The organism is Caballeronia sp. AZ1_KS37, from assembly GCF_023631165.1.
GTDB classification, from domain to species: Bacteria; Pseudomonadota; Gammaproteobacteria; order Burkholderiales; family Burkholderiaceae; genus Caballeronia; species Caballeronia zhejiangensis.
The window spans coordinates 422,480-439,465 of record NZ_JALQDP010000034.1; the positions used below are offsets into that span (position 1 = coordinate 422,480).

Annotated in this window: 18 protein-coding genes; 8 read left to right on the forward strand and 10 right to left on the reverse strand. The window is 60.7% G+C overall.

What is annotated here, in order from left to right; genetic code table 11:
- Positions 1–22: 22 nt before the first annotated feature.
- Both NCS00_RS22560 and NCS00_RS22565 read right to left on the reverse strand, forming a co-directional pair.
- Positions 23–622 carry a LysE family translocator gene (locus NCS00_RS22560; RefSeq protein WP_250441025.1) on the reverse strand — a complete coding sequence of 200 codons (600 nt, stop codon included), beginning with the start codon at positions 620–622 and terminating at the stop codon, positions 23–25.
- A gap of 106 nt (positions 623–728) precedes the next feature.
- Positions 729–1,310, reverse strand: a complete 582-nt coding sequence (locus NCS00_RS22565; protein WP_008348308.1) for a flavin reductase family protein — start codon at positions 1,308–1,310, stop codon at positions 729–731.
- Between the two features lie 121 nt (positions 1,311–1,431).
- Here NCS00_RS22565 and NCS00_RS22570 point away from each other — a divergent pair, with 121 nt between their 5' ends.
- The 3 genes from NCS00_RS22570 (at position 1,432) to NCS00_RS22580 (ending at position 4,875) form a co-directional block, all read left to right on the forward strand.
- Positions 1,432–2,196 (forward strand): PadR family transcriptional regulator, encoded by a 765-nt coding sequence (locus NCS00_RS22570; RefSeq protein ID WP_502801595.1) that lies wholly within the window; start codon positions 1,432–1,434, stop codon positions 2,194–2,196.
- 13 nt (positions 2,197–2,209) lie between these two features.
- Positions 2,210–3,040, forward strand: a complete 831-nt coding sequence (locus NCS00_RS22575) for a siderophore-interacting protein (RefSeq protein WP_250441027.1) — start codon at positions 2,210–2,212, stop codon at positions 3,038–3,040.
- A gap of 77 nt (positions 3,041–3,117) precedes the next feature.
- Positions 3,118–4,875, forward strand: a complete 1,758-nt coding sequence (locus NCS00_RS22580; RefSeq protein WP_250441028.1) for an IlvD/Edd family dehydratase — start codon at positions 3,118–3,120, stop codon at positions 4,873–4,875.
- A gap of 32 nt (positions 4,876–4,907) precedes the next feature.
- Here NCS00_RS22580 and NCS00_RS22585 read toward each other — a convergent pair whose 3' ends face one another.
- Positions 4,908–5,597: a L,D-transpeptidase gene (locus NCS00_RS22585; protein ID WP_250441029.1), complete on the reverse strand. Its 690-nt coding sequence runs from the start codon at positions 5,595–5,597 to the stop codon at positions 4,908–4,910.
- 266 nt (positions 5,598–5,863) lie between these two features.
- On the reverse strand, positions 5,864–6,364 hold the full coding sequence (locus NCS00_RS22590; RefSeq protein WP_250436680.1) for a universal stress protein: 501 nt from the start codon (positions 6,362–6,364) through the stop codon (positions 5,864–5,866).
- A gap of 144 nt (positions 6,365–6,508) precedes the next feature.
- Here NCS00_RS22590 and NCS00_RS22595 point away from each other — a divergent pair, with 144 nt between their 5' ends.
- Both NCS00_RS22595 and NCS00_RS22600 read left to right on the forward strand, forming a co-directional pair.
- Complete coding sequence (locus NCS00_RS22595; protein ID WP_250441030.1) at positions 6,509–7,792, forward strand: LysR family transcriptional regulator; 1,284 nt, start codon at positions 6,509–6,511, stop codon at positions 7,790–7,792.
- A gap of 118 nt (positions 7,793–7,910) precedes the next feature.
- Positions 7,911–8,576, forward strand: coding sequence for an O-methyltransferase (locus NCS00_RS22600; RefSeq protein WP_008348315.1), 666 nt, complete (start codon positions 7,911–7,913; stop codon positions 8,574–8,576).
- A gap of 49 nt (positions 8,577–8,625) precedes the next feature.
- Here the strand turns inward: NCS00_RS22600 and NCS00_RS22605 are convergent, their stop codons facing one another.
- Together NCS00_RS22605 and NCS00_RS22610 are read right to left on the reverse strand one after the other, a co-directional pair.
- A complete protein-coding gene (locus tag NCS00_RS22605) occupies positions 8,626–10,203 on the reverse strand; it encodes a SulP family inorganic anion transporter (protein ID WP_250441031.1) in 1,578 nt (525 codons plus the stop codon).
- Between the two features lie 82 nt (positions 10,204–10,285).
- The gene (locus tag NCS00_RS22610) at positions 10,286–10,933 is read right to left on the reverse strand and encodes a carbonic anhydrase (RefSeq protein WP_175981073.1); all 648 of its coding nucleotides are present in this window, start codon (positions 10,931–10,933) and stop codon (positions 10,286–10,288) included.
- 260 nt (positions 10,934–11,193) lie between these two features.
- Here NCS00_RS22610 and NCS00_RS22615 point away from each other — a divergent pair, with 260 nt between their 5' ends.
- Complete coding sequence (locus tag NCS00_RS22615; protein ID WP_081851882.1) at positions 11,194–12,021, forward strand: alpha/beta fold hydrolase; 828 nt, start codon at positions 11,194–11,196, stop codon at positions 12,019–12,021.
- 1 nt (position 12,022) lies between these two features.
- Here the strand turns inward: NCS00_RS22615 and NCS00_RS22620 are convergent, their stop codons facing one another.
- Both NCS00_RS22620 and NCS00_RS22625 read right to left on the reverse strand, forming a co-directional pair.
- The gene (locus NCS00_RS22620) at positions 12,023–12,877 is read right to left on the reverse strand and encodes a polysaccharide deacetylase family protein (RefSeq protein ID WP_250441032.1); all 855 of its coding nucleotides are present in this window, start codon (positions 12,875–12,877) and stop codon (positions 12,023–12,025) included.
- Positions 12,874–13,959, reverse strand: a complete 1,086-nt coding sequence (locus tag NCS00_RS22625; RefSeq protein ID WP_033536220.1) for a glycosyltransferase — start codon at positions 13,957–13,959, stop codon at positions 12,874–12,876. Before NCS00_RS22625 ends, NCS00_RS22620 begins: the two co-directional genes overlap by 4 nt.
- Positions 13,960–14,502: 543 nt before the next feature.
- Between NCS00_RS22625 and NCS00_RS22630 the strand changes: the two genes are divergently transcribed.
- Positions 14,503–14,913, forward strand: a complete 411-nt coding sequence (locus tag NCS00_RS22630; RefSeq protein ID WP_008348321.1) for a hypothetical protein — start codon at positions 14,503–14,505, stop codon at positions 14,911–14,913.
- Positions 14,914–14,928: 15 nt separating this feature from the next.
- Here NCS00_RS22630 and NCS00_RS22635 read toward each other — a convergent pair whose 3' ends face one another.
- Positions 14,929–15,675, reverse strand: coding sequence for a FadR/GntR family transcriptional regulator (locus NCS00_RS22635; protein ID WP_008348324.1), 747 nt, complete (start codon positions 15,673–15,675; stop codon positions 14,929–14,931).
- Positions 15,676–16,273: 598 nt separating this feature from the next.
- Here NCS00_RS22635 and NCS00_RS22640 point away from each other — a divergent pair.
- Entirely contained in the window at positions 16,274–16,696 is a 423-nt protein-coding gene (locus NCS00_RS22640; protein ID WP_008348325.1) for a hypothetical protein, read from the forward strand.
- A gap of 30 nt (positions 16,697–16,726) precedes the next feature.
- Here the strand turns inward: NCS00_RS22640 and NCS00_RS22645 are convergent, their stop codons facing one another.
- The gene (locus tag NCS00_RS22645) at positions 16,727–16,975 is read right to left on the reverse strand and encodes a hypothetical protein (RefSeq protein ID WP_409017423.1); all 249 of its coding nucleotides are present in this window, start codon (positions 16,973–16,975) and stop codon (positions 16,727–16,729) included.
- Between the last annotated feature and the right edge of the window lie 11 nt (positions 16,976–16,986).

Below are 16,986 nucleotides of genomic sequence, written 5' to 3' on the forward strand. Positions count from 1 at the left end.
TTTCGCTGTTCGTTTTATCGCTTCAGTGGAGCGTCGTCCACGCAAGCGCGATGGAGAACGTGGCCAGCACGATCGATGCCCCGCGCTGAACGCGATCGGGACTCAGCCACGCGAGACGCCCGGTGCCGAGCGCCGCGCCGAAGGTGATCCACAGAAAGCCGATCGGAATCAGCGCGGCGGCGAAAATCGACATCGTCTGAAGATAAACGACGGCATTGCCGAAGGCGCTGGCCGGAAAGATCGCGCTCGCGAAGAGCATCGCCTTTGGATTGAGCAATGTGGTGACGAAGAGGGTGCGCATGCCGACCGTCTTTTGCGCGGACGTCGGCAGGGAGACGGCGGTGCGCCACATCAGGACGGCGAGATAGGCGATGTAGACGCTGCACGCGACGCGCAGAAATGTCGGGAGCCAGGTGAGAAAGCCGGCCGCGTGCGTGACGAGATAGCCCCAGACGGAAATTGCGATGAGGTAGCCGGCGAGCTCGGCGGCCATGAGCGGCGTGGCGCGCCTGACGCCGCGACGCAAGCCCGCGGTCGCGAGCAGTGTGTTGGTCGGTCCGGGCGTGATCAGGATGATGACGATGCCGAGCAAAAGGAGCGCGGCCTGGGAGCTCGAATGCATGGAACGGTTTTGAATATTGGATGCAACGTGCTTAATACCATAATTCGATGCCGTTTCTGCCGCGCGGCAAGGTTTGCTAGCCGTGTCCAGGGGCGCATCGACGGCGTCAGCGCGCAAGCGGCTTCGCCTGCTCCATCGACGACGCGCGCACGAACTTCCCCGCGCCGAGATGGTGAATCGTGTGTAGCGGCTGATTCGATTCGTCGATGATCCAGTGGCCGTCGACGAACACGCGCGAATCGGCAGCGGCTGCGACGACTTCGGCAAAACAGGTGTCGTAGGCGTCTTCCGTGTGCTTCTCGTCGATCAGCCTGCATTCGAGCCAAGCCGCGCAATTCGTTTCGATGAGCGGCAGACCGAGCACCGGCCCTTCCACGATGTCGATTCCGAAGGCCTCGAACTTGTCGATCTCGCGCCCGCTCGTCGAGCCGACGGCGTACGTGAGATCGATCATCGCCGCACCCGGCACGACGATGCCGAAGGTGCCGCTCGCGGCGGCGAGCTCGCGCGTGTAGGTGCGCTTGTCGATCACGACGGCGATGCGCGGCGGCGTGAACTCCACCGGCATCGACCAGGCGGCGGCCATCACGTTGCGGCGCGCGCCGTGCGCGCTGGTGACGAGAACGGTCGGACCGTGGTTGATGAGGCGGCTGGCGTGCTCCAGCTTGACGGGACGGAAATGGCTCATGGATTTATGTGTGCAAAAGACAATGCGGGCCATTGTATGCGGCGTTCAAAATGCGCGCGTCCGCCGATCGATCCTAAGAAGATCTTCTTGACAGACACTCTTACGATATATATCTTTAGATATGTTTTACGACATATCTGGAGTGTTACCTATGAAATCCCGCTGCTTTCAACGTGCGCGTGACGGCGGTTTCCGCGCATTCGGCTTTGATGGTTCTGCGTTCGACGCCCCAGAGTGGCACGAACGATTCGCTTTCGAACGTTGGGGAATGATCGGCCGTCATCGCCATGGCGGCGGCGGCCGCTTCGGCGGCGGCCCCGGTGGCATGGGCGGCATGGGCGGGTTCGGCGGCGAAGACGGCATGCCGCGCGGCCGCAAGTTCTCGTCGGACGACTTGCAACTGTTGCTGCTCGCAATGCTCGCCGAAGCACCGCGTCATGGTTATGAACTCATCAAGGCGCTCGAAGACCGCTCCAACGGCTTCTACGCGCCGAGTCCCGGCATGGTCTATCCGGCGCTCACCTATCTCGAAGAGCTCGGTTATACGACCGTCGAGCTGGAAGGCAACCGCAAGCGCTATGCCCTTTCCGACGCGGGCCGCGAATACCTCGCATCCAATCGCGAACGCGTGGACATCATGCTCGCGAAGCTCACGCATTTCGCCCGCAAGATGGATCTCGTGCGCCGCGCGTACATGGGCGAAGAAGTCGATGACGCCGCCGCCGACAACGGCTGGGCGCCCGAGCTGATCGTCGCTCGCCGCGCGCTGAAGAAGGCGCTGCTCTTGCGCACCGACGCATCGCAGGAAGAACAACGCCGCATCGCCGCGATCCTCGCGCGCGCGACGGCCGAAATCGAACAAAACCCGGCGCCGAAGCAGGCGTAAGGAGCCAAAGACGATGACCGATTCCATCCTGCAAGACCGGCCCGATCTCGAAGTCACGCGTGTGCGCCACGCGCTCAAGTTTCGGCTGCTGAAAGTCACGCGCGTCCAGGCGCTCAATCCGCACTTCGTGCGCGTGACCTTCACGGGTGACTCGCTCGACGATTTCGTCAGCGCATCGTTCGACGATCACGTCAAGCTGTTTCTCCCCGCGCCGGGCGAGACCCTGCCCGCGCTGCCGCAAGCGGGTCCGAACGGTCCCGAGTTCGATCCGGCCAAACCGCGTCCGATTGCGCGCGATTTCACGCCGCGTCGTTTCGACCGTGATGCGCGCGAGCTCGATATCGAATTTGCACTCCACGAAGCCGGTCCCGCAACGGCCTGGGCCGCGCAGGCCGCGCCCGGTCAGCATCTCGGTATCGGTGGACCGCGCGGTTCGTTCGTCATCCCAACTAACTTCGACTGGCATCTGATGATCGGCGATGAAACCGCGCTGCCCGCCATCGCGCGTCGTCTCGAAGAACTGCCCGAAGGCACGCGCGTCGCGACGCTCATCGAAGTGGCCGATCCTTCCGCGCGTATTGAATTCGACACGCGCGCCGATCTGTACGCGCAATGGCGTTATCGCAACGAAAGCTCACATCCCGGCGGCGCGTTGCTGCTCGCCCTTCGCGAAACCTATGTGCCCGATGGCGAAGGCTATGTGTGGGCGGCGGGCGAAGCCACGCTCATGCGCGAAGTGCGCAAGCTGCTATGCGACGAACGCGGCATCGACAAGAAACGCATTCGCGCTTCGGCTTACTGGAAACGCGGCGAACAAGGCGTGCACGAAACGATCGACGGTTGATTCGTGATCGCCCGACGATAAACCGGTGATAATCGAGGCACGGAGACGTTCAACGCTTATCACACGGCAGGGCGACCATGACCGACACGTTCAAGAAAAAGTCCGATGACGAACCCGCGCAACCGAGCGGCCTGCGCAAATCGCTGACGAGCTATGGCGACAATGGCTTCTCGCTTTTTCTGCGCAAGGCGTTTATCAAGGGCGCGGGTTATACCGATAGTGCGCTCGATCGGCCCGTCATCGGCATCGTCGATACGGGCAGCGCGTATAACCCGTGTCATGGCAATGCGCCGCAACTCATCGAAGCCGTCAAACGCGGCGTGATGCTCGCGGGCGGCTTGCCGATGGATTTCCCGACCATATCGATCGCCGAATCGTTCTCGCAACCGACGAGCATGTATCTGCGCAATCTGATGTCGATCGACACCGAAGAGATGATCCGCGCGCAACCGATGGACGCGGTCGTGCTGATCGGCGGATGCGACAAGACCGTGCCCGCGCAGTTGATGGGCGCGGCATCGGCGGGCATTCCCGCGATTCAACTCATCACCGGCTCGATGCTTACGGGAGCCCATCGCGGCGAGCGCGTCGGCGCATGCACCGATTGCCGGCGCTATTGGGGCCGCTTTCGCGCGGAGGAGATCGACGAAGCGGAAATCGCAGCGGTGAACAATCAACTCGTCGCGAGCGTGGGGACATGTTCCGTGATGGGCACGGCGAGCACGATGGCGTGCATCGCCGAAGCGCTCGGCATGACCGTGCCAGGCGGCGCCTCGCCGCCTGCGGTGACGTCGGATCGTATGCGCGTTGCCGAGCTCACTGGCACGCAGGCCGTGCAGATGGCGCGCGAGAATCTCACCATCGACAGGATCCTCACGGCTGAAGCATTCGAGAACGCAATGCGCGTGCTGCTCGCGATAGGCGGTTCGACCAACGGCATCGTGCATCTCACGGCGATCGCGGGACGCATGGGTTATGACATCGATCTGCAAGCGCTCGATCGCATGGGACGCGAGACTCCCGTGCTCGTCGATCTGAAGCCGTCCGGATCGCATTACATGGAGGACTTTCACAAGGCCGGCGGCATGGCTACGCTGTTGCGCGAATTGAAGCCGCTATTGAACCTGAACGCGCTGACGGTGACGGGCCGCACGCTCGGCGAAGAGATCGATGCTGCGGGCCCCGCTTTCGCGCAGAATGTCGTGCGCCCCTTCGACAAGCCGATCTATCCGCAAGGCGGTATCGCGGTGCTGGACGGCAATCTCGCGCCGGGCGGCGCGATCATCAAGCAATCGGCGGCAAATGCGAAGTTGATGGAACACGAAGGGCGCGCGGTCGTGTTCGAGAACGGCGCCGATCTCGCGGCCCGCATCGATTCGGATGATCTCGATGTCATGCCCGACGATATCCTCGTGCTTAAGAACATCGGGCCGAAGGGTGCGCCGGGCATGCCCGAAGCGGGTTATATCCCTATCCCGCGCAAGCTAGCGGTAAAGGGCGTCAAGGATATCGTCCGCATCTCGGATGGACGCATGAGCGGTACTGCGTTCGGCACCATCGTGTTGCACGTGACGCCTGAAGCGGCGGTGGGCGGTCCGCTCGCGCATGTTCGAACGGGCGACCGCATTCGCCTGAGCGTGTCGAAACGCGAGATCAGTCTGCTCATCAGCGATGAAGAACTCGCAGCGCGCGCTAAAGGATCGCCGGTCACGATTCCCACTGCGGATCGCGGTTATCGCAAGCTGTTCTATGACACCGTCACCCAGGCGGACAAAGGCGTCGACTTCGACTTTCTTCGAGCTACGCAGACCCGCGGGGTGATACCGCGCCGATAGGCTCGAAAGGCCACTTGAGCGTGGCCTTTTTTTCAACCGGGACTCGATCCGTCAGCCACGGCTTCCGAAGGATCTTTGGAACTGCGATAGACATACACTTGCGTGCCCACAGGACTTGTCTCCCACAGTCGCTGCATGACTGCCTCTGATCCTACTCCCATGCAGCCATGGCTGGCGCCCTCATATCCTTGGTTCTGAAAATCGTATGAGAGGTGGAAGGCCTGACCGGAGTGCTTGTCTTGATCCTTGTCCCATGCAATGAACATCGCATAGGGCATGGGCGTTCCATAGGCCTTTGAAACGTGATGGCGGCTCTTGAAAGCTATGCGTCCGCGACCTTCGCCTGTGGCATATCGCGCACCGCGGGCATCGCCGGGACGCACATAATACGACCACTGCGCTATGCCATTTTTATAAACCGTTGCAGTGAAAGTCGTCTTATCGACACAAATGATGTGCTTGGCTTTGGAGCAAATGGAAGGCACCGTCGTGGATGCGGGTGTCGGTGCCCTATCGAAGCTGAAACCATCCGGGACGACGGGGCCGGCCGTCTTTCCATCGTGAGGTTCAATGGCTGGATTCGCAGCAAACGATGCACTGGCCTGAGCCTGAATCACCTCGATTGCATCGACTACAGACAGCCCTTTCAAGGGATCCGAAGCGAGCACCGGGCTCGACGCGACCGCTTCCATCGATACATTTGCCGCCGCGTCAGAAGGCATGACATTGACGCTTGCGGCTAGCGCGCCTAACGCCAGCACAGCTACGACACCTACAGCCAGCCATTTCCAACGGCGCTGGCCCAAACAGAAACTACGCACTCCCTATCCCTCTTAGAACGAAGTCGTCGCAAAAATTGAAGCGATGCGATTATCAACGCTCTCCGAGGGGTTGTCGATCAGCCACTTCTGGTTGTACCGCGACATATCGCAGCACGCGTTTCTCTACGCGTGGGTGAAACGGTTTCCGATACCGTCGCATAAACGCATCAGGCGTGATGCGTTTGCAACGCCGCGCCGCGAATTTCCATCACGTCCGCCGAATCAGCGACGCATACGGTTGCGATCAGCACTTCCCGATTCGTATGGCGGCACACCACGTTACGAACACGGTCCATGCCGAAGCTGAAGACGCCGCGCTTCCTTGCACCGAGCACGACGAGATCCGCATCGAGGCGATTGGCTTCATCGGCGATGATGCGGCCGACGCTGCGCCCGTCTCGCGGCAACGTGCGCGTTTGCCAGTCCGCATCGATGCCCGCACGCCGAAGCATCTTCTCGCTGCTGCCGCGAATCAAGAGCGCGAGCTGATTCACGAGCGCGGGCAGGTCCGATAGACACTCCATCTGCCATCCCGCCCACCACGGCGACGATTCGATCACATACAGCACGGTCAGACGCGCGTTGTTTTCGCGCGCCCGCGCAATCGCGGTCGACAGAGCGGCTTCGCTGAAACTCGGGCCCACTGCGACGAGGATATGTTGATACATGGCGCAACCCTCCGATCAATCGATGACATCCATCGCTCTATGCATGACATCATGATCGGCGACGACAATTAGGGGAAAGTGAGCGCGAAGCGCACGAGCCTGTACGATGCGATAAATCAAACTGATGGCATCGGGCACCTTCATATGGACAATCGGGAACTGCTCAATCTCGCGTATCTGCGCGCATTTCGGCTCGTCGCGCAAACGGGCAGCGCCACGCGCGCCGCCGCGGCACTGTTCCGCGCGCAATCGGCGGTCACACGCTCGCTGCAGGAACTCGAAGCGGCGGTCGGGGAAACTTTATTGGAGCGTCGTCCGTCGGGCATGTTGCCCACGCCTGCGGGACGCGCTGTGCTGTTGCGCTGCCAGCGCATCTTCGCCGAACTCGAAGAACTGGCGCAGTGGTGCGCCACGCGCCAGTCACGGCGTCGGACCGCGACAGGCGGCACGCTCCCGGCCTTTCTGCTCAATACACGGCGGCTTCAGTTGTTCTCGGCACTCGCGCGCCATCGGCATATGCCGAGCGCAGCGCAGACGTTGGGGCTCAGTCAACCGGCCGTCAGCAGCGCGATCCGCATCATGGAGACCGGCGCTGGCATGCAACTGTTTTATCGCAGTCCGCGCGGGTTGCTGCTCACCAGCGAAGGCGAAACTTTCGTGCTGCATGTGCGGCGCGCGCTGAACGAACTGCGCCACATTCCCGATGATCTCGCGGCGCTGCGCGGCACGATTCAAGGTTATGTCACGGTCGGCGCGCTGCCGCTCGGCAGAACGTTGATCCTGCCTGGCGCGATCGCGCGCGTTGCCGCGCAATATCCAGGCGTGCGCGTCGTGACGGATGAGAGCTCGTATGAAACGCTGGTCGCGGGACTGCGTGCCGGCGATATCGATTTCGTGCTCGGCGCGTTACGTCAGAACGATGCGTCGAGCGGACTCGTCAATGAGCGCCTCATGTCGGAAGATATCGTCGTGATCGCGCGTCGCGGGCATCCGCTTGCAGCGCGAAGTGCCCTGACGCTCAAGGAGCTGATCGCTGCGCAATGGATTCTGCCGCGTAGCCAGGCACCCGCGCGCGGAATGTTCGAAGCGCAGTTCAAGCGATGGAAACTGAAACCGCCGATGCCGACCGTCGAGACCGCCGATCTCGCGGTCATTCGCGGGCTCCTGATGCATACCGACATGCTCGCTGCCGTATCCGCACAACAACTGCACTACGAATGCGAGTCGGGTCAGCTAACCGTAATGGACATTCCGCTGCAAGCCACGCGCCGCGAGATCGGGCTTACGATGCGCGCAGGCGGCACGCCCTCGCCGGCCGCGCGTGCATTGATCGACGCAATCCGCTTGACCGTCGATCAACTCGGGCATGAGTTGCGGCGCGAGTCGCGCAGTATCGTCAAGACAGTCGGCGCAAATGTGTCACCTTGATTGCGAACTGCTTTCAAGGTCATCTGAATTGTTTATCGCGCAGACGCGTTTTGTACTGGGCTCCATTCGTGTTGTATCGTTCGAGAGAACGCGATAACCGCAACGGCAAGGAGATGCCATGAACGAACAGCAATGGCTGGCGATGGACGAATACTTGTGCGATCGAACGCAAACGCCGGACGCCGCACTCGAAGCCGCATTGAAATCCAGCGCGGACGAAGGGCTGCCTGCGATCAACGTCGCGCCAAACCAGGGCAAGCTGCTGCAGATGCTCGCGCAGTTGCGCGGCGCGCGACGCATTCTCGAACTCGGCACGCTCGGCGGCTACAGCACGATCTGGCTCGCGCGTGCCCTGCCTGCGGACGGTACGCTCATCACGCTCGAAGCTGTCGAGCATCATGCTTCCGTCGCGCGCAAGAACATTGAACGCGCCGGATTGTCGGGCGTTGCGTCGGTGATTGTCGGCGACGCTGTGGATACGCTCGAATCATTCGTGCGCGACGGCATTCCGCCTTTCGATTTCATCTTTCTCGACGCCGACAAGAAAAGTTATCCCGCCTATTTGCGCCTCGTGTTGCGCCTGAGCCGGCCCGGCACGGTGATCGTCGCGGACAACGTGATCCGCAGTGGCCGCGTGGCGGACGTCGGCAGCGCCGACCCGGACGTCATCGGCGTGCGCAAGTTCTTCGACATGCTCGCAGCCGATACCCACGTGACGTCCACGGCGATTCAAACGGTCGGCAGCAAAGGGTGGGACGGATTCTCGATCTCGATCGTCTCGTGAACGGCGCCCGCAACGGTTGGTGCATCGAGACGCCTCGTTCGACTTCTTCTTACTCCGACGACATCTCCTGCCTGCGCAAGCCGAGCCATCTGCCTCGCAATGCGGGCGCACCACTTTGCGAGCGAGGATGCGGCAGCTTTCTGCATTCGACATGCATGTCGCGCGAAGCCGCCGCGGCCACGAACCTGTCGATCTCCTCGCGCACGTCGGGGTCGATATAGTCCGCGCGTGAAGCGTCGAAGATCACCGTCGCGCCGTCGGGTATCGTGCGCAGATGATGTTTCAGCGTGACCTTGCCAAGAAATGAAACGTCCTTTCTGAACGACACCAGATAGTGATCGTCGTGCTGCGCAATCGTAATGGGACGGCTGAGGTTCGCGCGCATGGCAAGCAGAAGACTGCATGCAATGCCGAGCAGAATGCCCATCAGCAGATCGGTCAACAGCACGCCGGCAATCGTCGCGATGAACGGCACGAAGCGCTCGATGCCCTGTTTCGCGACCGCTGCGAACAACGAAGGCTTGGCGAGCTTGAGACCCGTGAAGATCAGGATCGCCGCGAGACAGGCCAGCGGAATCAGGTTGATGACGCTCGTCAGCGCGAACACGCTCACGAGTAGCAATGCGCCATGCATGAACGACGACCATCGGCTCTGCGCGCCCGCATGCACGTTCGCCGAACTGCGCACGATGACGGAAGTTATCGGCAGCGCGCCAATCGCACCTGCCATCATATTGCCGATGCCCTGCGCTTTCAGCTCGCGATCCGGATGCGCCGCGCGCTTCTTGGGATCGAGTTGCTCGACAGCTTCGAGGCTCAGCAGCGTTTCGAGGCTTGCGACGATAGCAAGCGTCAATGCGAGCCGCCACACATCGGGGTTCGCGAACTGCGAGAAGTTCGGCAATTCGAGCGCATTCGTGAACGCGGTGAACGACTCCAGCAACGGCAGCGCGACGCGATGTTGCGCGGGCGGTGCGAAGCCAGGCGCGAACAGATCGAGCAGCAGAGTCGCACCGATGCCGAACGCGACCACTGCGAGCGGCGCGGGCACGGCGCGCACGAGCGCAAAGCGACGCATCGAGCGTGTTTCCCAGCCTGCGAGCATCGCAAGCGAGACTACGGCGACAATGCACGCCGCTGCGGATATCGGACCGAAGGGCGTGTCGAGCATGCCCGGACCGTTCGCTGCAGGCGCGCCTGCATTCGCGAATCCCGCAGCAAGCGGAATCTGCTTGATGACGAGCAATAGGCCAATAGCCGCGAGCATGCCTTTGATAACCGACGAAGGCACATAGGCCGCGAAGCGCCCCGCTTTCAACATGCCGAAGCCGAATTGAATCGCGCCTGAAAGCAGCACCGCGAGCAGAAACGCGGAGAAGCTGCCAAGCCCGGCGATGCCATCGACGACGATGACGATCAAGCCCGCGGCAGGGCCGCTCACGCTCAATTGCGAGCCACTCAGCAACGCGACGACGAGGCCGCCGATAATGCCCGACAGCAGACCGGCGAACGGCTCCACGCCGGATGCATTGGCGATGCCGAGACACAAGGGCATCGCGACGAGAAACACGACAGTGCCCGCGAACATGTCTCGCGGAAAAGTGGCTAGACGGTTATTCGAGTTCATGGTTTTTTTCGAACGAGTTGGGTCCTGCGAATGCCGCGAAAGCGACCTCGCATCGATAAGCGATCGTTAGAAATGAGCGGGCTTAGGCGGCCCGAAGCGATGTGACCTGCGCGCTCGCAATGTCGCGACTGTCGCTCTCTTCGGCATAGCCCGAAGCGAGCACTTTGATGAGCCCGTCGTGCAGGCCGAAGATCCAGCCATGAACGCGTGGCGGCACGTCGTGCTCTCGCACGATGGCGTGTTCTCGCAAAAGCCGCACTTGTTCGAGCACGTTCAGTTCGGCGAGTCGATTTGCGCGCGCGTCGAGCTCGCCGAATGAATCGAGTTCGTGCCGATGCCGTTCGCCCAGCGCGCACAGCGGCGCGATCCGGCGATTCACATGCGGCAAGTCGCTCGATTTCGGCAGGAGCGAGGCGCGCACGCCACCGCATCCGTAATGGCCGCAAACGATTACGTGATCGACCTTCAAAACGCGCACCGCGTATTCGAGCACGCTCAACGTGTTGTCATCGGATGGAGAAAAAAGGTTAGCGATGTTGCGATGTACGAAGAGGTCGCCAGGATTGGCGTTCGTCACAGTCTCGGCGGGCACGCGGCTATCCGCGCAGCCTATCCACAGCACTTTAGGGCTCTGTCCTTGGGCGAGACGCGGAAAAAATTGCGCGTCGGCGTGCGCGGTCTCGCGTGCCCAGGCAATGTTTTCCAGAAGCATTCGTTTCGGTCGATTCATGCAGATCTCTCCAGAACGGGCGCGCCATAGTTGCACACGCAAGTATTCGAATAAGGGCCGCATCTGCGTTGCAGTGCAGCGAGATTCTTACGAATAACTTTCGCAGAAAAAGTTCAGCGCTGTCCAGAGAAAAAAACAGACAAATAAATTTATTTTTTGAAAGATCGCGCAGGACCAATGATGTATTCGCCAGTCGGGTTCAAAGCTGCAGGCGCGCCGTCTGATAATCTTTGTACTTCACGCTCAGCATTCGCAAACAGATGACCGACCCTGCAGCAAGCATCGACACGACGCGCTTCGTCGAACTGAATGGCGCCGCTTCCTCGGTGCGCATCGAATATCAGTGGCTGAATCCGGAGCGCGCCGATGCGCCTATCGCAGTGTTCCTGCATGAAGGACTGGGCTCGATCGCGCTATGGAAAGGCTGGCCGCAAATGCTTTGCGATCGCCTGAACTGCAGGGGACTCGTCTATTCGCGGCCAGGTTATGGCCGATCCACGCCACGGCGCGCCGAAGAAAAGTGGCCGGTCGAGTTTCTGCATCTGCAAGCGCAAAAAGTATTGCCCGCATTGCTCGATGCGCTCCACATCGACGCACGGGAACGTGCGCGCATGTGGCTCGTCGGGCATAGCGATGGCGGCACGATCGCCCTGCTCTACGCCCGCGCATTTCCCGAATCGCTTGCCGGTCTCGCCGTCCTCGCTCCGCATTTGTTCGTGGAACCGATGACCGTGGAAGGCATCACAAAGGCGCGTGAAATGTATGAAACGACGTCGTTCCGAGAAAAGCTCGAGGCTTATCACGACGATGTGGATTCAGCCTTTTACGGATGGAACGATGCGTGGCTGAATCCCGCGTTCTTGCATTGGGACATCACGGAACAAATATCGTCGATCAAACGGCCATTGCTCGCCATTCAAGGCCAGGACGACGAATATGCGTCGATGCTGCAACTCGACAAGATCGCGGCGGCTGTCGGGCACGCGCAGCTCGTCAAGCTCCCGCAGTGCCGCCACTCGCCGCATCGCGATGCGACCGATGCAGTGAACGATGCGATCGCCGCTTTCGTGCGAACGCATCAGCAGTGAATCAGCGTTTGATCTTCAGATAAGCTCGGCTTATCGCGGGCCGCGTATGCACCCATAAACGCGATGCCAGCCACGAAGCCGGCCGGTCGCGCACTTCGAGCCGCTTGATCGTGCGTTCGGTATCGTCGGATGCAGCGCGATCCAGCGGATTCGCGCCGACGTTCGTTCCAGTGTGGCATGTGTAGAAGTGCCTGAATCCCGCATTCAACGCGACTTCCCGATAGTCGTCGTCGTAATAACCTTGCGGCCAACACAGATGATCGGATACTTCGCCGAGACGCGTGCGCAGTGCCCCACGCGCGGCGCTCAGATCGTTCTGCAACGCCTTGCGTTTCTCGTCGCGCGAACCCGCAACCTGATCCCAGCGCACATGAGAATGCGTATGGCTATGAAATTCGAACGTGCCGGCTTCACGCATCGCTTCGATTTCGGACCAGCGCACGATCACATCATCGGCGTATCCATTTTCGATTGCGCGCTCCCCCGCACGATGATCGAGCAATCTCGGCATCGTTGCCAAGTTGTCCGATGCATTCGGACGAACGCCGCCTTCGCCGGGCCAACTGCTGACAAGAAAGCACAGCGCCGTAAAATCATGGCGCTTCAATACCGGATGCGCGTGCACCCAGTTGTCGAGATAACCATCGTCGAAAGTGATGACAAACGATTTCGCGGGCACGTCCTCGCCGCTCAGAAAACCTGCGAGTTGCGCCGCGCCGATGGTGCGATAACCCGCGCGCGCAAGGTGGTCCATTTGCGCGGCGAAGTTATCGGGCGTCACTGTGATCATGCCGGGCGATGTGCTGACGTGGTGGTACATCAGCACGGGAACGGCGCGTGCATACTTCGCGCTCATCTGCGATGACCTCGTTCGTGCAATGCGCGCTGATAGAAACTGGCCGTTTCGTCCGCCATATCGCTTACGGTGAAGCCACGTTCGGTGATGCGAAGGCTCTCGTCGCGCAGACGCTGGCGCAACGCCGGATCGTCGATCATGCGGACAATCGCCGCACGCAATGCAACGGGATCGTGCGGCGGCACGAGCAGTCCATTCACGTTGTCTTCGATCAGTTCCGGCACGCCATCGACATGCGTGCCGATGACCGGCAAGCCCGCCGCCATTGCTTCGATGAAAGCCTGGCCCAGCGCTTCTTGATGCGTGGGAAGAACGAATAGATCGGAACCGCGAAAGATATTGGGGATATCGGTGCGAAAGCCCAGCAGGTGAATGCGATCGGCGAGGCCGAAGCTATCGACGATTCCCTTGATGCGTTCGAACAAAGGACCATCGCCCGCCATCACAACATGCAGGTTGGGATGCGTGTCGACGAGCGGGCGCACTGCCGCAATAAGATCTTCATGTCCCTTCTTGTCGCGCATGATCGCAACCATGCACGCAACGAATGCGTCCTCACCGAGACCGAGTTCCGCGCGCAAAGTCGAATGCGAGACATGCTGAGGTTTCGGAATGCCATCGTAAATAGTCTGCACGCGCTTCTCCGCAACACCCGCCGAAATCAGATAGCGGCGCACGTAATGACTGACGGCGATCACGCGATGCGGAAGCCATGTATAAGTTGCGAGCGACGAGATGGGCAATGCCAGATGCCGCGTACGCACGATGAGCGGCGTGCGCGCCAGCCGCCCCGCCGCGCCGGCAACGAGACTGTCGTGGCCACTATGCGTGTTGAGCACGTCGAACGCGCGGCGACGCAGAAGCGCTTTGATGGCCAGAATCGATCGCATGTCGCCGCCACTGCGCATGCGCGCGTGGTGAACGGCGAACCCAAGTTCGGCGCAACGTTGCCCGAGCCGCGCATCGCTCGGGCAAATCAGCTCGACGGTATGGCCGCTTTCGCGCAACGCGACCATCTCCTTCAACGTCCGTATTTCTTGACCGCCCCATCCCTTCGAGGACTCGCTATGTAGGATCTTCAAACGCCTGGTCTCCACGTCCGACACATTCCTGTCGGAAATATTTCGTAATATTCACATTACCTTACTGGCCTTGGCGATTCGTAAAAAAACGCAAGGAATTTGATATGGCCTCGACCGAGGCTTATCGAAAGAAAGAATGCAAGCAGATGAACGCGCGCCGAAGTGGCGATCCGTCGATAACGATTCTTCGACGAAGTGAACCGAGTGCGTGAAAGGCTAACGGCTCACTTACGCGTTCGGTTGACTCGTAGCTGGCAATTTCGTCAGCTTAGCTATTCGGATCCTAGCGTGGAATTGGGGGATTCCGAACTAACCCGTCGGACATGCGGGTGCTTAAGCATGCGATAAGAATTGGGCCGATTGCGCAAACGTTTGATGCGCACGCGCTTAAGCAAGCCTTTTGGACGATAGATCGACAACCCATTGAAACAGTAATTAGGCGCGTTTAGAACGAACCGCAACGCGGTCTTTCGGTCGATTTTTCTCGGCCGGCAAGCATCATTCGAGCGTGATAACTTCAACCGATATCCGGAGGAAAAAATCATGCTGCTCTCAGACGATGAACTGGCCCGCTTGCAATCCGTCGCGCCGTTTTTACGAAACGAAGCGCACGCGGCACTCGAGCTGGAAGCGAACTATGAAGTGACGATGGAGCTCGAATCGCATTTGCAACCGGGCCTGCGCATACGCGCGCCGGATTCGTCGCGGACGACGGCCGCTTCGGATGCGCCGCCTTACGCGCTCGATCTGTTCGTTGGCTTGCCGCTGAATGAGTTGCGCGCGCTCTCACATGCCGATGACGCTACACGCGAAGCCGAGATCGCGCGTTTCGGCGCGCGCTTCTCGCCGCGTCTTCTGCGCGCGATCGCCAGGATGGCGCCGCACGAGATCGATCTCGATGCCGGCGTGCAAAGCGAAGCCGGCACGCTTTCGATCATGCTTGAAGAAGATTAAACGACGCCACTGCGATCAGTCATTCTTCGATGCCGCCTCATGCGCGCGCCGCAGCCGCTCCCGGCTGTTCGACAAATGCATCCGCATGGCCGCGCGTGCTGCTTCGGGATCGCGGCGTTCGATCGCATCGAAAATATCTTCATGCTCGCGATTCACGCGATCGAGATAGCCAGAAGGATCGTTATGCGCAAGCGCCGCCGAATTGACGCGCGTGCGCGGAATGATTGTGTTGCCAAGCTGGCTCAGGATGCTATGGAAGTAACGATTACCGGTAGCCTTCGCAAGCTCGAGATGAAAGGCCACATCGGCCGCGACCGCGCTGCCTTCGCCCGCTTCGATGAGCCGCTCGAATTCGTCGAGCGCCCGGCGCATCTGCGCGAGGTTTTCATCGGTGCGGCGCATGGCCGCGAGACCGGCCGCCTCGGCTTCGAGGCTGATGCGCAATTCGAGAATCGCCATCACGTCGCGCACGGTGAGATCGCCCGCGGCCTCGATCTGGAACCGCTCCTGATCGCCCGCTTCGAGCACGAATGTACCGATGCCGTGCCGCGTCTGAACGAGGCGCGCAGCCTGCAATCGCGAAATGGATTCGCGCACGACAGTCCGGCTCACGCCGAGTTGCGCCATGATTTCCGATTCGGTCGGCAGCTTGTCGCCGGGCTGAAGCGCGCCGCTGCGAATCCGCTCCGATAACTCGGCGACGACTTCCTCGGTGAGATTTCGGGAGCGGCGAAGCGCGCCGGACGCGAGTGCTTGGGACATTGAAAGGCCGATCTTTGTATGCTCGATGAGCAATTATAGGGCGCGGGACAGCTTGTACGATGACTATCGTTTTCAGCGCGAAACTCGACGATCCATCGAGGCAATTTCTAGAACCAACAATCGCTTCATTGAGCGAGCCGCATAACGCGGCGAGCTCTGTTCGACGCTGTGCCGGTCATGATGGAAATCCCTATCGAAAACGTCCGAATAGGGACAAAGCAAAGCGTTGATAAACCGTTCGTTGCGGCGTAAAGTTCATGTACCGCATGAAGTGAAACGCGCCCGCCAGACGGCATCAGCCGCACGTCGGCAAATATCCTTTTTGTCCGCGCATTGGCGGTTCGCTTCATCGTCCGGCTCGCGAGTCCATGCCGCATCCGTTGGATTCGCCATCAACTCGCGCAGTCGCGAGCCCGATCACAGCGGTTCACCGGTTAATCGCCACGCATGTCTATGCGTTGCACCACACGTCTTTCGCCTCTCGCGCAAGTCACTCATCGGACAGGCGCTCAACCGGTGGACATCCGTATTCACATTCGCAATTTTCACAGCGATACTGAGACGCGGCATCGAGGTTGGCAGGCAAGGAGACGAGCAAATGATGCGTGAAGTAAGCGGAGCGTTCTACGGCTCCCGTAAGCTGGATGAAGCACTCGAAGACCTGCGCGCGGAAGGAATCGCGGCCGACCGCGTGCGCGTGGCGAGCATGAGCGGCTTCGCGGATTTCCATACTTCGCAAACGCAGAGCAACAATGCGCAGACACAATGGATCGCGGCGGAATACGCGGGGCACGGGGAACATCTGGGCGTGGTAGATACGCACGACTATCCCTACGGACTCGACATGTCGAGCGACGACATCCTCCCCTCGTTCGGCGCGGACGGCGGCGACGCTGACGTGGCATGCAGCATTACACGCGTCATCGTGAGCATTCGCGACGAAGCGGAGATGCGGGCCGTTTGCGACATCTTCTCGCGCCTCGGCACCGACGATATCGACATCGAAAGCGTCGCGGTCTGATCGGCAACGCCCGCCGCTACGATCGGCCCGTCACTGGGTCGTCGTCGCGGGCTTCGCTTTCTTTTTGTGCTTGGAGTGGAAGCTGCCCTGGCGCGTACTGCCGGGCGTGGACGTGTTGTCGCCGCCGACGGTCGGCCCGGCCGTTGCCGCGCCGTGAGCGTTGCCCCTGCCCGATCCGCCATTGCCGTTGCCGCCCGACTGCGCCATCGCAACGCCCGACCCGCCTATCGTCACACCTGCCGTCAGCGCGACCGGAACCCGCACCGGCATTGTCCTCATTTTTTCCCTCG